Raw genomic sequence first — 13778 nt, forward strand, 5'->3', positions numbered from 1 at the left:
AGCGGTACCCTCGTCACGATGTTCAACACCACCACCAAGCGGCTGACGGGCTGGGGCCGCACCGCGCCGACCGTGGCGCAGGTGCTGTCGACCCCGGACCCCGACGAGATCATCAAGGCCGTCGGCGACGCCGACGGCCGCGGCGTCATCGCGCGGGGGCTCGGCCGGTCCTACGGCGACAACGCCCAGAACGGTGGCGGTCTCGTCATCGACATGACGGCGCTGCACCAGATCCACTCGATCGACCGGGACAGCCACCTCGTCGACGTGGACGGCGGCGTCAACCTGGACCAGCTGATGCGCGCCGCGCTGCCGCTCGGGCTGTGGGTGCCGGTGCTGCCCGGCACGCGCCAGGTCACCGTCGGCGGGGCGATCGCCTGCGACATCCACGGCAAGAACCACCACAGCGCGGGCAGCTTCGGCAACCACGTCCGGTCGATGGACCTCCTCACCGCCGACGGCGCGATCCGCCACCTCACCCCGGACGGTCCCGACGCGGACCTGTTCTGGGCCACCGTCGGCGGCAACGGTCTGACGGGCATCATCCTGCGGGCCACCATCGCGATGACGCCGACCGAGACGGCGTACTTCATCGCCGACGGTGACGTCACCCCGACCCTCGACGACACGATCGCCTTCCACAGCGACGGCAGCGAGAACGACTACACCTACTCCAGCGCCTGGTTCGACGCGATCAGCCCACCGCCCAAGCTGGGCCGGGCCGCCATCTCCCGCGGCTCGCTGGCGACGCTGGACCAGCTGCCCGAGAAGCTGCAGAAGGATCCGCTGAAATTCGATGCGCCGCAACTGTTCACGTTCCCCGACGTGTTCCCCAACGGACTGGCGAACAAGTACACGTTCGGGCCCATCGGCGAGCTGTGGTACCGCAAGTCGGGCACCTACCGGGGCAAGGTCCAGAACCTGACGCAGTTCTACCATCCGCTGGACATGTTCGGAGAGTGGAACCGCGGGTACGGCTCGGCCGGCTTCCTGCAGTACCAGTTCGTGGTGCCGGTCGAGGCGGTCGAGGAGTTCAAGCGCATCATCGGCGACATCCAGCGCTCGGGACACTATTCCTTCCTCAACGTGTTCAAGCTGTTCGGTGCGGGAAACCAAGCGCCACTGAGCTTTCCGATTCCCGGCTGGAACATCTGCGTCGACTTCCCCATCAAGGCCGGGCTGAGCGAGTTCGTCACCGAGCTCGACCGCAGGGTGCTCGAATTCGGCGGCAGGCTCTACACCGCCAAGGACTCCCGCACCACGGCCGACACCTTCCACGCCATGTATCCGCGCATCGACGAGTGGATTGCGGTGCGCCGCAAGGTCGATCCCGCGGGGATCTTCGCCTCCGACATGGCCCGACGTTTGGAGCTTCTGTAAATCATGGTCTTCGACGCCGTGGGCAATCCGCAGGCCATCCTCGTCCTCGGCGGTACGTCCGAGATCGGGCTGGCCATCGCCGAGCGCTATCTGCGCGACGCGTCGGCCCGGGTCATCCTCGCCGACCTGCCGAACCATCCCCGTAAGGACGACGCCATCGCCGCCATGACGTCGGCGGGCGCGAAGTCCGTCGAATGGGTCGACTTCGACGGCGTCGCGGCCGACACCCACCCCGCGGTGATCGAGCAGGCCTTCAGCGGTGGTGACGTCGACGTGGCGATCGTGGCGTTCGGTCTGCTGGGTGAGGCCGAGGACCTGTGGCAGGACCAGCGCAAGGCCGTACAGATCGCCCAGATCAACTACACGGCCGCCGTATCCGTCGGCGTGCTGCTCGGCGAACGGATGCGTGCGCAGGGGTCCGGGCGCATCATCGCGATGAGCAGTGCCGCCGGTGAGCGCGTGCGGCGGTCCAACTTCGTCTACGGCTCCACCAAGGCCGGGCTCGACGGCTTCTACCTCGGCCTGGGAGAAGCGTTGCGCGAGTACGGAGTTCACGTGCTGGTGATCCGCCCGGGCCAGGTGCGCACCAAGACGACGATCGACTACCTGGCGGCCACCGGCGCCAAGGAGGCGCCGTTCACCGTCGACAAGGAGTATGTCGCCGAACTGGCGGTGACCTCGTCGGCCAAGGGCAAGGAACTGGTGTGGGCGCCAGGGGCGTTCCGCTACGTGATGATGGTGCTGCGCCACGTGCCGCGGCCGATCTTCCGCAAGCTCCCGATCTGACCGTGCGCACCACCGCAGGCCGGTCGGCGGCGGCCATGCTCGTCGCCGTGGTGATCGCCACTGCGGTGACCGGGATCGCGCTGCGCGCCATCGCCAGGGTGAACTGGCCGGCGTTCAACTCGTCCAATCAACTCCATGCCCTCACCACCGTGGGCCAATTCGCTTGTCTGGTCGGCATATTCGCGGCCGGCTGGCTGTGGCGCAGGGGGTGGCGCTGGCTGGCGCGCGCGGGTGCGGTGGTGTTCCTGGCGGGGTTGTCGGCCGTCACGCTGGCGATGCCGCTGGGGGCGACCAAGCTCTACCTGTTCGGCGTCTCGGTCGACCAGCAGTTCCGGACCGAGTACCTCACCCGCCTGACCGACACCGCCGTGCCGCACGACATGACGTACCTCGGGCTGCCGCCGTACTACCCGCCCGGCTGGTTCTGGCTCGGGGGGAGGTACGCCCACCTGACGGGCACGCCCGCCTGGGAGGCGTTCAAACCGTGGTCGATCATCTCGATCACCGCGGCAATCGTCGTCGCATTCGTGGTGTGGGCGGCCATGATTCGGTTCGAACTGGCCCTGGTGATCGCGACCGCGACGGCGGCGGCCACCCTCGCCTACGCGTCCGCCGAGCCCTATTCGGCCATCATCACGGTGCTGTTGCCGCCGGTGTTCGTCCTGGCGTGGTCGGGGCTGGGCGGCGGCACCCGATCCGGCGGCTGGGCGGCCGTCGTCGGCGCCGGGCTCTTCCTCGGATTGGCCGCCCTGTTCTACACGCTGCTGTTCGGCTACGCCGCGTTCACGCTCGCCATCATGGCGGTGCTGTTGGCCGTGGCCAGACGCCGGTGGGACCCGGTGCTGCGCCTCCTCGTCGTCGCGCTCATCGCAGGAGCCATCGCGCTGGTGGGCTGGGGGCCGTATCTGCTCGCCGCCGCGCACGGCAGCCCCGCCGACAAGGGGACCGCACAGCACTACCTGCCGAGCGACGGTGCGCAGCTGACGTTTCCGATGCTGGACTTCACCCTCCTCGGCGCGCTCTGCATGATCGGGACGCTGTGGCTCGTCGTGCGGGCCCGCAGTTCGACGCGGGCCGGGGCGCTGGCCGTGGCCGTCCTCGCGGTCTACGGCTGGTCGCTGCTGTCGATGCTCACCACGCTGCTGGGCACCACGCTGCTGTCCTTCCGGCTGGTGCCGACGCTGACGGTCCTGCTCACCGCCGCGGGTGCGTTCGGCGTCGTCGAGACCATCCTGGCGATCGCCGCGCGGTACCGCCCGCAGACGGGGCGGCGCATCGTGGCGGCGGGGGCTGCGGTCGGCGCCCTCGGCGCCATGACGTTCACCCAGGACATCCCCGACGTCCTGCGCCCCGACATCGTGGTCGCCTACACCGACACCGACGGCACCGGCCAACGCGCCGACCGCCGACCCCCTGGGGCCGAGCAGTACTACCGCGACGTCGATGCGACGATCGGCCGGGTGACCGGCAGGCCCCGCGACCAGACCGTCGTGATGACCGCGGACTACAGCTTCCTCGCCTACTACCCCTACTACGGGTTCCAGGGTCTGACGTCGCACTACGCCAATCCACTCGCGCAGTTCAAGGAGCGCTCGGCGGCCATCGAGGGCTGGGCGACCATCACTAGGCCCGCCGACTTCGTCGCCGCGCTCGACACGCTGCCGTGGGCGCCCCCGACGGTGTTCCTCATGCGGCACGGCGCCAACGACACCTACACGCTGCGGCTGGCCAGCGACGTCTACCCGAACCAGCCGAACGTGCGGCGCTATCAGGTGGCGCTCGACGCCGCGCTGTTCGACGATTCGCACTGGGCGGTGTCCGACATCGGGCCCTTCGTCCTGGCAATCCGACGGTAAGACGCCGTGACCAGTAAGGCGCCCCCCGGTGGGCCGTTAACATCTAGCCCCGTGAGCGGCGACGGAGCGACGGCGGGAGGCCATCACCGGACCGCCCGGCTCATCGCGATCGTCGCAGGCCTGCTGGGTGCGGCGCTGGCCATCGCCACCCCGTTCCTGCCCGTCACGCAGACCACCGCCCAGCTGAACTGGCCGCAGAACGGGCTCCTGCAGAGCGTCGACGCGCCGCTCATCGGCTACGTCCCGACCGACCTGCAGGTGTCGATCCCGTGCCGTGCCGCCGCCGGTCTCGTCGGACCCCGCACCGTCCTGCTGTCGACGGTGCCCAAGCAGGCGCCCAAGGCCGTCGACCGCGGCCTGCTGATCGAACGCGTCGGCGGGGACCTCCTGGTCATCGTGCGCAACACCCCCGTCGTCACGGCGCCGCTGACGCAGGTGCTCAGCCCGGCGTGTCAGCGGCTGACGTTCACCGCGCACGCCGAGCGGGTCACGGGTGAATTCGTCGGCCTCGTCCAGGGACCCGACGCCGACGGTGGCGCCAAGCCCGGCGATCCGCTGCGGGGCGAACGCAGCGGCTACGACTTCCGGCCGCAGATCGTCGGCGTCTTCACCGACCTGTCCGGCCCCGCGCCGCCGGGTCTGACGTTCTCGGCCACCATCGATTCCCGATACAGCACCTCTCCGACGCTGCTCAAGCTGGTCGCGATGATCGTCGGCATCGCGATGACGGTGCTCGCACTCGGTGCCCTGCACGTGCTCGACACCGCCGACGGCATGCGGCACCGCCGGTTCCTGCCGCCGCGGTGGTGGTCGATGAAGCCGCTCGACGTGGTGGTCACCGTCGTGCTGGTCTGGTGGCACTTCGTCGGCGCGAACACCTCCGACGACGGCTACATCCTGACGATGGCGCGGGTCTCCGAGCACGCCGGCTACATGGCCAACTACTACCGCTGGTTCGGCACCCCGGAGTCGCCGTTCGGCTGGTACTACGACCTGCTCGCGCTGTGGGCGCACGTCAGCACCGCGAGCGTCTGGGTGCGGCTGCCCACGCTGGTCATGGCGTTGGCGTGCTGGTGGGTGATCAGCCGCGAGGTGATCCCGCGCCTCGGGCACGCGGTGAAGACCAGTCGCGCCGCGGCGTGGACCGCGGCGGGCATGTTCCTGGCGTTCTGGCTGCCGCTCGACAACGGCCTGCGGCCCGAACCCATCATCGCGCTGGGCATCCTGCTGACGTGGTGCTCGGTCGAACGGGGCGTCGCCACCAGCCGCCTGCTCCCGGTGGCGATCGCGATCATCATCGGCGCGCTCACGCTGTTCTCCGGGCCCACCGGCATCGCGGCCGTGGGTGCGCTGCTGGTCGCGATCGGTCCGCTCAAGACGATCGTGGCGGCGCATACGTCGCGGTTCGGGCGACTGGCCCTGCTGGCGCCGATCCTCTCGGCGGCCACCGTCACGATCTTCCTCATCTTCCGCGATCAGACCTTCACCGCGGAGGTTCAGGCCAGCCTGTTCAAGTCGGCCGTCGGTCCCAGCCTGGCCTGGTTCGACGAACACATCCGCTACGAGCGACTCTTCATGGCCAGCCCCGACGGGTCGGTGGCCCGGCGCTTCGCCGTGCTCGCCCTGCTGCTCGCCCTGGCGGTGTCGGTGGCGATGTCATTGCGCAAGGGCCGAATTCCCGGCACGGCGCAGGGTCCCAGCCGTCGCATCATCGGCATCACGATCATCTCGTTCCTCGCGATGATGTTCACCCCGACCAAGTGGACGCACCACTTCGGCGTGTTCGCCGGTCTGGCCGGGTCGCTGGGCGCACTGGCCGCCGTCGCCGTCATGTCCACGGCGATGACGTCGCGGCGCAACCGCACCATCTTCGCGGCCACCGTGCTCTTCATGACGGCGTTCTCGTTCGCGAGCGTCAACGGTTGGTGGTACGTCTCCAATTTCGGCGTGCCGTGGTCGAATGCGTTCCCGCAGTACAAGTTTGGCTTCACCACCATCCTGCTGGGGCTGTCGGTGCTGACGCTCCTGCTGGCCGCGTGGCTGCACTTCACCGGCCGCGGCGACAGCCCGCCGAGCAGGCCGCGGCGGTGGTCGTGGGTGGCCCAGGCGCCGTTGACGATCGCCGTGTGGGCACTGGTGGTCTTCGAGGTCGCGTCGCTCACCATCGGGATGATCACGCAGTACCCGGCGTGGTCGGTGGGTCGGTCCAACCTCGAGGCGTTGACCGGCAAGACCTGCGGCCTGGCCACCGACGTCCTGGTCGAGCAGGACCCCAACGCGGGCATGTTGACCCCGGTGAGCGTGCCCGCGGGCCTCGCCCTCGGCGCCACGACCGCACAAGGCTTCAGCCCCAACGGAATTCCCGCCGACGTGTCGGCCGACCCCGTCGCCGAACCCCAGGGCAGCGGCAACTTCGCCGACACCGACGGCTCCGTGGTGAGCGGCGGCGAACCGGGCACCGAGGGGGGCACGACCGCCAGGGCGGGCATCAACGGCTCGCGTGCGCGACTGCCGTACGACCTCGACCCCGCGAGGACGCCGGTGATGGGCAGCTGGCGCTCGGGTCCGCAGCAGCCCGCGCAGCTGCGGTCGGCCTGGTACCGGTTGCCCGACCGGAGTCAGGCGGGACCGCTGCTGGTGGTCGCCGCGGCCGGGCGCTTCGACTACGGCGAGGTCCTCGTCCAGTGGGCCACGGACGCCCAGGCCGCGGCCGGTCAGCCTGGCGGCAGCACCGGACTCGGCGACGTCGGCGCGGTGCCCGCATGGCGCAACCTGCGCGTCCCGATGAGTGCCATCCCCAAGGAGGCCACCCAGGTGCGCCTCAGCGTCTCCGACGACGACCTCGCCCCGCAGCACTGGATCGCCGTCACCCCGCCCCGCATCCCGAAGCTGCAGACGCTGCAGGACGTCGTCGGATCCACCGACCCCGTGCTGCTGGACTGGCTGGTGGGGCTCGCCTTCCCGTGCCAGCGTCCGTTCGGCCACCAGAACGGCGTCACCGAGGTGCCCAAGTGGCGCATCCTGCCCGACCGCTTCGGCGCGGAGGCCAACTCGCCCGTCATGGACTACCTCGGTGGTGGACCGCTCGGCATCACCGAGTTGCTGGTGCGGGCCGAGCCGGTGCCCACCTATCTCAGGGACGACTGGTTCCGCGACTGGGGCGCGCTGCAGCGGCTGGTGCGCTGGTACCCCAGCGCGCAACCGGCGCGCCTCGATCTGGGCACCGCGACCCGAAGCGGCTGGTGGACACCAGGGCCCTTGCGGTTGAGCTGACCCCTCCCCCGCATGGCGGCGCAATGCACACGAGGTCGTCGCATAGCATCGAGCCTCGTGCCCGCCAGGACCCTTCGACTCGTCGCGATCATCGCGGGTATCGCAGGACTCCTGCTCTGCGCCCTCACCCCGCTCCTTCCCGTCAAGCAGACGACGGCCACCATCCTGTGGCCCTCGGGCTCAGGACCCGACGGACTCGTCACCGACGTGACCGCGCCCCTGGTGTCCGGTGCGCCGCTCGCGCTCGACGTCAGCATCCCGTGCAAGGCCGTCGCGACGCTGCCCGCCGCGGGCGGCGTCGTCCTGTCGACCAATCCCGACGGCGGCATCGACGCGGGCCGCAACGGCCTGTTCGTCCGGGCCACCGCCGACAGCGTCCTCGTCGCGTTCCGTGACTCCGTCGCCGCCGTCGCGCCACGTCAGGCCGTCGACGCGGGGGCCTGCAGCGTGCTGCACGTCTGGGCCAACGTCACCGGCGTCGGCGCGGACTTCGTCGGCATCCCCGGCGCCGCCGGCACCCAGGCCGTCGAGAAGAAGCCCCAGGTGACCGGCGTCTTCACCGATCTGAAGGTCGCCGCGCAGCCGGGGTTGTCGGCCCGCATCGACGTCGACACGCGGTTCATCCTGGCGCCGACCGCACTCAAGACCGCGGTGATGGTGCTTGGCGTGCTGGCCACCATCGTGTCGATCGTCGCGCTGGCGCTGCTGGATCGGCGTTCGGGCCGCCGGGTCCGCGGCGCGTGGGGCCGGTTCTGGCGGGCCGGGCTGGCGACCTGGTTGGCCGACGTCGCGGTCATCGGCGGGCTGGTCCTGTGGCACGTCGTCGGCGCGATCTCCTCCGACGACGGCTACAACACCACGATTGCGCGCGTGTCCCGCGACGCCGGGTACGACGCGAACTACTACCGCTACTTCGGCGCGACCGAAGCGCCGTTCGACTGGTACCAGTCGGTGCTGGGCCACCTCGCCACCGTCAGCACGGCCGGCGTGTGGTTGCGCCTGCCCGCGCTGCTGGCCGGCGTGGCCACGTGGTTGCTGCTCAGCCGCTGGGTGATCCCCCGGCTCGGCAGGCGGCTGGCGGCCAACCGGGTGGCGGTCTGGACCGGCGCCGCGGTCTTCCTGGCCAGCTGGCTACCGTTCAACAACGGCCTGCGGCCCGAGCCGCTGATCGCGTTCGGCGCGCTGGCGGCGTGGGTGCTCGTCGAGTACGCGATCAGCGCCCGCCGGTCCTGGCCGGCCGCCGCGGCCATCGTCGTCGCGATGTTCAGCCTGACCCTGGCTCCGCAGGGCCTGATCGCGCTGGCGCCCCTGCTGGTCGGCGCCCGGGCCATCGTCAAGGTCACCAGGACCAGGCCCACCGGGGTGCTCGCACCCATCGCCAGCTACGCGGCGGCGCTGTCGCTGGTCTTCGTCATCGTCTTCCGCGATCAGACGCTGGCCACCGTCGCCGAGTCCGCGCGGATCAAGTACACCGTCGGCCCGACCATCTCCTGGTACCAGGAGTTCCTGCGCTACTACTTCCTCACCGTCGAGGACAGCGTCGACGGTTCGCTGACCCGGCGCTTCTCGGTGCTGATCCTGCTGCTGTGCCTGTTCGGTCTGGTGGCGGTGCTGCTGCGCCGTGGCACGTTGCCGGGCATCGTCACCGCGCCGGCGTGGCGGTTGCTCGGGACGACGGCCATCGGCCTGCTGCTGCTGACGTTCACGCCGACGAAGTGGGCCGTGCAGTTCGGCGCGTTCGCCGGTCTCGGCGGCGCGCTGGGCGCCGTCACCGCGTTCACGTTCTCCCGCGTCGGGCTGCACAGCCGACGCAACCTCGCGCTGTACGTCACGGCCCTGCTGTTCGTCCTCGCGTGGGCGACGTCGGGCATCAACGGCTGGTTCTACGTCGGCAACTACGGGGTGCCGTGGTTCGACAAGCAGCCGTTGATCGCGGGCCATCCCGTCACGTCGATGTTCCTGGTGCTCGCCATCGCGGGCGGACTGCTGACCGGCTGGCTGCACTTCCGCATCGACTACGCCGGTCACACCGAGGTCGCCAACACGCGGCGCAACCGGGTGCTGGCCTCCACGCCGCTACTCGTGGTGGCCACGCTGATGGTGCTGCTCGAGGTCGGGTCGATGGTCAAGGGCGCCGTCGTCCGCTACCCCGCCTACACCACGGCCAAGGCCAACGTCGATGCGATCACGTCGGGGCTGGGCCCGACCAGCTGCGCGATGGCCGACGCCGTCCTCGTCGAAGCCGACCCCAATGCTGGCCTGCTGCAACCGATTCCGGGACAGAAGTTCGGTCCGGACGGGCCACTCGGCGGGTCGGACCCCGTCGGCTTCACCCCCAACGGCGTCAGCGACACCCTGCTGCCGCCCGAGCCCGTCACCGCCAACCCCGGCACCGTCAACTCCCCCGGCTCACCCGACAAGCCGAACTCGGGCATCGGCTTCTCCGCGGGCACCGGCGGTGGTTACGGGCCGCCCGGCGTCAACGGGTCGCGGGTGTTCCTGCCGTTCGGGCTCGACCCGGCGCGCACCCCTGTGATGGGAAGCTACGGCGAGAACACCGCGGCCGCCAAGGCGACGTCGGCCTGGTATGCGCTGCCGGCCCGCACGCCCGACCGTCCCATCGTCGTCGTGTCGGCCGCGGGCGCCATCTCGTCGTCGGACGAAGAGGGCAACTTCAACTACGGCCAGTCGCTGAAACTCGAATGGGGCGTGCGCAATTCGGACGGCTCGTTCCGCGGGCTCGGGCTGGCGCCGCCCATCGACCCGCTGGTGCCGCAGCGGGCGTGGCGCAACCTGCGCTTCCCGCTGGCCGCCGCGCCGCCGGAGGCCAACGCCGCCCGCATCGTGGCCGACGACCCGAACCTGTCCACCGATCAGTGGTTCGCCTTCACCCCGCCGCGCGTCCCCTCCCTGCAGACCGCGCAGCAGTTCCTGGGGTCGTCGACCCCGGTGCTGATGGACATCGCGACGGGTGCGAACTTCCCCTGCCAGCACCCGGCCACGCAGCACCTCGGCATCGCCGAACTGCCCGAGTACCGGATCCTGCCCAACGCCAAGCAGGTCGTCGTGTCGTCGAACCAGTGGCAGTCCGCTGACGACGGCGGCCCGTTCCTCTACATTCAGGCCCTGCTGCGCACCTCGACCGTGCCGACCTACCTCAGCGGTGATTGGTATCGCGACTGGGGCACCATCGAGCGCTACGACCGCATCGTGCCACCGTCCGCCGCGCCGAACGCCGCCGTCGAGCAGGGCGTGCAGACGGTGTACGGCTGGACCCGCCGCGGCCCGATCCGCGCCCTGCCCCTGGAAACGGACTCATGAGAACGACACGGTGGGTAGCGATCGTCTCGGGGCTGATCGGCTTCGTGCTGTCGGTCCTGACTCCGCTGTTGCCCGTGGTGCAGACCACCGCGACGGTGAACTGGCCGCAGGCGGGTCAGCTGAACAGCGTGACTGCGCCGCTGATCTCGTTGACGCCGGTCTCGATGAAGGTGTCCGTGCCGTGCAGCATGATTCAGCAGCTGCCGCCCAGCGGCGGGCTGGTGCTCGGCACCGCGCCCGCCGACGGCAAGGACGCCGCGCTGAACGCCCTGTTCGTCAACGTCACCGCCTCCCGCGTCGACGTCACCGACCGCAACGTGGTGGTGGCCAGCGTCCCGCGGGCCAAGGCCGCCGGGTGCTCGCGCATCGACATAGTGTCCGACGAGTCGGGGACGTTCGCGACCTTCGTGGGTCTCACCGGACCCGACGGCAAGGAACTGCGCACCGGGTTCCCCGACCCCAACCTGCGACCCAACTTCGTCGGCGTCTTCACCGGACTGAAAGGCCCTGCGCCACAAGGGCTCTCGCTATCCGCCACGGTCGACACCCGGTTCACCACCTCGCCGACGACCATCAAGCTCGGCGCGATGCTGGTGGCCCTGGTCGCGACGGTCATCGCGGTGATCGCCCTGTGGCGGCTCGACCAGCGTGACGGCAGGCGCATGCAGCGGTTGATCCCGTCGCGCTGGCGGACGTTCTCCGCGACGGACGTCGTGGTCGTCGGCGGCTTCCTGCTGTGGCACGTCATCGGGGCGAACTCCTCCGACGACGGCTACATCCTGCAGATGGCCCGCGTTGCCGAGCGGGCCGGCTACATGTCGAACTACTTCCGCTGGTTCGGTAGCCCCGAGGATCCGTTCGGCTGGTTCTACAACGTGCTCGCGCTGATGACCCACGTCAGCGACGCCAGCATCTGGATGCGGCTGCCCGACCTGGTCTGTGCGCTGGTCTGCTGGCTGCTGCTGTCGCGGGAGGTGCTGCCGCGGCTGGGACCGTCGGTGGCGTCCAGCCGGTCGGCGATGTGGGCGGCGGGCCTGGTCCTGATGGCGGCGTGGATGCCGTTCAACAACGGGCTGCGGCCCGAGGGGCAGATCGCCACCGGCGCGCTGATCACCTACGTGCTCATCGAGCGGGCCATCATCTCGGGTCGGCTCACCCCGGCCGCGCTCGCCATCATCGCCGCCGCGTTCACCCTGGGCATTCAGCCGACGGGTCTGATCGCGGTCGCCGCGTTGCTCGCCGGCGGCCGGCCGCTGCTGCGCATCCTGGTGCGCCGGCGGCGGGACGTCGGCGTGTGGCCGTTGGTCCTGCCGCTGGCCGCCGCCGGGACCATCGTCCTCACGGCGGTGTTCGCCGACCAGACGTTCTCGACGGTCATGGAAGCCACCAGGATTCGTACGGCGATCGGACCCAGCCAGGCCTGGTACACGGAGAACCTGCGCTACTACTACCTGATCCTGCCGACGGTCGACGGGTCGCTGTCGCGGCGGTTCGGTTTCATGATCACCGCGCTGTGCCTCTTCACGACGCTGTTCATCATGTTGCGCCGCAAGCGCGTTCCCGGTGTCGCCCGCGGCCCGGTGTGGCGGCTCGCCGGGATCATCTTCGGGACCATGTTCTTCCTGATGTTCGCGCCGACGAAGTGGGTGCACCACTTCGGTCTGTTCGCCGCCGTGGGCGCCGCGATGGCGGCGGTGGCCACGGTGCTGGTGTCGCCGCTCGTGCTGCGGTCGGCCCGCAACCGGATGGTGTTCGTGGCGGCCCTGCTGTTCGTGGTCGCGCTGACGTTCTCCAGCACCAACGGCTGGTGGTACGTGTCGAGCTACGGCGTGCCGTTCAACAACGCAATGCCCAAGGTCGGCGGGGTGACCGTCAGCACGATCTTCTTCGCGCTGTTCGGCATCGCCGCGCTGTGGGCGTTCTGGCTGCACCTCGCCCGCGACCGCGCCGAGAGCAAGGTGGTGCGGTGGGTGACGGCCGCGCCCATCCCGCTGACCGCCGGCCTGATGGTCGTCGTGTTCGTGGGGTCCATGCTGGCGGGCGTGGTGCGTCAATACCCGACCTACTCCAACGGAGCGGCCAACCTCGCGGCGTTCACCGGTGGCTGCGGCTTGGCCGACGACGTGCTCGTCGAGCCGGACAGCAACGCCGGCTTCCTCACCGCTCAGCCCGGGAACTACGGTCCGCTCGGCCCGTTGGGCGGCGTGGGTCCCGTCGGGTTCAGCCCGAACGGCGTGCCGGACCACATCGTGGCCGAGGCCATCCGCAACGATCTCCCGACACCGGGCACCGACTACGACTGGGCCCAGCCGGTCAGGCTGAGCAGTCCCGGCGTCAACGGCTCGACCGTGCCACTGCCCTACGGCCTGGATCCCAAGCGGGTTCCGCTGGCCGGCACCTACCAGCCGGGCGCTGCGCAGCAGCAGAGCCGCCTGACGTCGGCGTGGTATTCGCTGCCCGCCCGGGACGACGCGCACCCCCTCGTGGTCGTCACCGCTGCGGGCAGCATCAGCGGCAACAGCGTCTTCAACGGCCACACCGACGGCCAGACCGTCGAGTTGGAGTTCGCTCGCCCCGGCCCCGGCGGCGCGCCCGTGCCCGCGGGGCGGCTGGTCCCCTATGACATCGGCCCGATCCCGTCGTGGCGCAACCTGCGGTTCGACCGCTCGCTGATGCCTGCCGACGCCTCCGCCGTCCGCATCGTCGCCGAGGACCTGTCGCTGACCCCCGGCGACTGGCTTGCCGTCACGCCGCCGCGCGTGCCCGAGGTCAAGACCGTGCAGCAGTACCTCGGCACCACCCAGCCCGTGCTCATGGACTGGGCGGTCGGGCTGGCGTTCCCGTGCCAGCAGCCGATGCTGCATGCCGACGGTGTCACCGAAGTGCCGAAGTTCCGCATCACCCCGGACTACAACGCCAAGCGCAAGGACACCGACACCTGGCAGGACGGCCTCAACGGCGGTCTGCTCGGCATCACCGATCTGCTGCTGCGGCAGAACCTCATGTCGACGTACCTGTCGCATGACTGGGGCCGCGACTGGGGCTCGCTGCGTAGGTTCGACACCATCGTCGACGCGCAGCCCGCCACCCTCGACCTGGGCAAGGCGACGCACAGCGGGCTGTACTCGCCGGGGAAGATCCGCATCAAGCCGTAATTTATTG

At 70.2% G+C, this 13778-nt stretch carries 6 protein-coding genes; all 6 read left to right on the plus strand.

The window, feature by feature from the left end; all coding sequences use genetic code 11:
- Nucleotides 1–18: 18 nt before the first annotated feature.
- The 6 genes from G6N60_RS25625 to G6N60_RS25650 are packed head-to-tail and all read left to right on the plus strand — an operon-like array spanning nt 19 to nt 13771.
- Nucleotides 19–1380 carry a decaprenylphosphoryl-beta-D-ribose oxidase gene (locus G6N60_RS25625; RefSeq protein WP_163742661.1) on the plus strand — a complete coding sequence of 454 codons (1362 nt, stop codon included), beginning with the start codon at nt 19–21 and terminating at the stop codon, nt 1378–1380.
- Nucleotides 1381–1383: 3 nt separating this feature from the next.
- Nucleotides 1384–2166 (plus strand): decaprenylphospho-beta-D-erythro-pentofuranosid-2-ulose 2-reductase, encoded by a 783-nt coding sequence (locus G6N60_RS25630; protein ID WP_163742664.1) that lies wholly within the window; start codon nt 1384–1386, stop codon nt 2164–2166.
- A gap of 35 nt (nt 2167–2201) precedes the next feature.
- Nucleotides 2202–4022: a galactan 5-O-arabinofuranosyltransferase gene (locus tag G6N60_RS25635; RefSeq protein ID WP_163744562.1), complete on the plus strand. Its 1821-nt coding sequence runs from the start codon at nt 2202–2204 to the stop codon at nt 4020–4022.
- Between the two features lie 51 nt (nt 4023–4073).
- The gene (locus G6N60_RS25640; RefSeq protein WP_163742667.1) at nt 4074–7295 is read left to right on the plus strand and encodes an arabinosyltransferase domain-containing protein; all 3222 of its coding nucleotides are present in this window, start codon (nt 4074–4076) and stop codon (nt 7293–7295) included.
- A 57-nt stretch (nt 7296–7352) separates the two neighbouring features.
- Nucleotides 7353–10616, plus strand: a complete 3264-nt coding sequence (locus tag G6N60_RS25645) for an arabinosyltransferase domain-containing protein (protein WP_246241041.1) — start codon at nt 7353–7355, stop codon at nt 10614–10616.
- On the plus strand, nt 10613–13771 hold the full coding sequence (locus tag G6N60_RS25650) for an arabinosyltransferase domain-containing protein (RefSeq protein ID WP_163742674.1): 3159 nt from the start codon (nt 10613–10615) through the stop codon (nt 13769–13771). Before G6N60_RS25645 ends, G6N60_RS25650 begins: the two co-directional genes overlap by 4 nt.
- Nucleotides 13772–13778 lie beyond the last annotated feature (7 nt).

Origin of the sequence: Mycolicibacterium madagascariense (assembly GCF_010729665.1) — a bacterium.
Taxonomy (GTDB): domain Bacteria; phylum Actinomycetota; class Actinomycetes; order Mycobacteriales; family Mycobacteriaceae; genus Mycobacterium; species Mycobacterium madagascariense.

What these genes read in the sequence shown, in the direction of transcription:
- G6N60_RS25625 (WP_163742661.1), top strand. Translation starts at nt 19, where the DNA reads ATGTTCAACACCACCACCAAGCGGCTGACGGGCTGGGGCCGCACCGCG.
- G6N60_RS25630 (WP_163742664.1), top strand. Translation starts at nt 1,384, where the DNA reads ATGGTCTTCGACGCCGTGGGCAATCCGCAGGCCATCCTCGTCCTCGGC.
- G6N60_RS25635 (WP_163744562.1), top strand. Translation starts at nt 2,202, where the DNA reads ATGCTCGTCGCCGTGGTGATCGCCACTGCGGTGACCGGGATCGCGCTG.
- G6N60_RS25650 (WP_163742674.1), top strand. Translation starts at nt 10,613, where the DNA reads ATGAGAACGACACGGTGGGTAGCGATCGTCTCGGGGCTGATCGGCTTC.